The sequence below is a fragment of the Moraxella sp. HMSC061H09 genome (genome assembly GCF_001809255.1).
In the GTDB taxonomy this organism is placed as follows: domain Bacteria; phylum Pseudomonadota; class Gammaproteobacteria; order Pseudomonadales; family Moraxellaceae; genus Moraxella; species Moraxella catarrhalis.
In genome coordinates this window covers 1-1,868 of the sequence record NZ_KV796850.1, presented here as the reverse complement: position 1 = coordinate 1,868, position 1,868 = coordinate 1, and the positions used below count along the sequence as shown (strand labels likewise).

1 protein-coding gene is annotated in these 1,868 nt (G+C 46.0%); it reads left to right on the top strand.

The window, feature by feature from the left end; genetic code table 11:
- The coding region (locus HMPREF2573_RS09330; RefSeq protein ID WP_168162417.1) for a hypothetical protein at positions 1-1,868 on the top strand (1,868 nt) is incomplete at both ends.

The following is a 1,868-nucleotide window of genomic DNA, read 5'->3' as shown; positions in this document are numbered from 1 at the left end:
GGTAGTCTAAATGCCAAACAAGCCATTACCATCACCGCAGATGGTAAAATTACCCACTCTGGCCAATCAAGTGTACAGCAAGGGGTGGTCAGCCTAAAAAGTAACACCGCAGTGGGATTGAATGGCTCAACCAGTAATAAAACCACCATTTGGGCCAGCAAAGACATCGCCATGATTGCACCTACCATCATGGCCAACCATGCCTCTTTGAACAGTGCCAGCAACATCACATTGCAGGCCAAACAAGAGCTTGGCACAAACAACACAACAATTCATGCTGGCAAAAAGATTGAGGCAATTGTCTTTGACAATCCAACACCAAAAAACACAAATGGTACGGCCAGCTTCACCAACACAACCTTTACAACCCAAGGGGCGTTGACCACTGCCAACTTGCAAGGTAATTTAACACACAACCAAAGCATCATTGATGCCGCAGGCAATGTCTCAAGCTTTGCTAAAGGCCAGCAAACACTTGACCATACCAATATCACCAGTCAGGCCAACATCCAAATCCAAGCTAACAGCGATCTGATTGTCAACAACAGTCAAATTAACTCCGCCAAACACACCACCATCTATGTTCAAGGCAATCAAACCACCACAAACAGCACCTTGATTGCCAAAGGCATTGTCAGCGATGTGGTCAAGGGTGATCATCGTATTAACGGTAATGGCACCTACCAAGGCGGTGCTGTCTTGCTTGACAGTACAAGCCTTACCTTAAATGGTAGGCTCATTGCCAAAACGACCAAATCACCACTACTCAATAGCAACAAAAACGCACAAGTGCTCAACGGTTCTTTATCCATTCAAACGGACCGTGCGCTTACCCTAAACAGCACAAATCACAATTTAGCCATCGGTGGAGATATTAGCCTAGTCAGTCAACAAGGCAAGCTTACCCTACAAAACACCAATCCCGTTACCAATGGCAATCAAGCGCACTATACCTTAAACGCTCATCAAGGCAATCTTACTTTGCAAGGCAGTGAAGTGCAACTACAAGGTGTCAACCTAAAGTCCAAAAATAACCTCACTGTCTATGCCACCCAAGGTAGTGTAGTGATGGATGGGGTTAAGCGTGAGTTTAGCAATAAAAATCAAAGTGGGAGCGATCAAAAGCGTGCCTTGGAGGCAAAACTTGATGAAGCCGCCAGGCTAAGTCTTACCACAAGAGCCGATGCATTCACCAACACCAAATCCAGAATTGAAAACCAGTTAGGCATTTTAAACAGCAACTCAACTGGCTTTATTCACACCCCAACCACCTTAGTCTCACAAGCTGGTGACATTGGTGTGTATGCCAAACAAGGCATTCTTTCACAAGGCGCCTTACTTAACGCCGTAAGTGGTAACATTACCCTAGAGGCGCAAGGCGTGCTACCGTTTGCCTACCAGCAAACAACCAAGTCATCGCAGTCAGGCAGCTCAAACCAATCTGATGCCGAAACCCAAACTGACAAGGCGGCCTCCATCATCTTAACAGGCAGCCAAAACCGTTATGAAATCGGTCAAGACGGCAATGACCACCACCGCCTTTTAAGCTTTGGTTCACCAAGCATGCTAACCGCTGGTAGAGACATAGACATTCGTGCAACCAAAGCAGCCACTGACAAGCAAGATGAGACACCAACTTTGGTCTTGCAAGGCACAAAAGCAAAAGCCAATGGTGCAATTGACATTCGTGCCAATCATCACCTACTGCTTGATGTTGGTATCGATTTTGAATATAGTTATGATAAAACCACACGCAAGCACGGCAGATGGTATAGACGTAAGTACACGACAACAGAAACCACCAACGAATGGGTGGATGCTGACGTTGTTGAACTAACGGCGGGTGATTTACGCTTACAAACAACAGG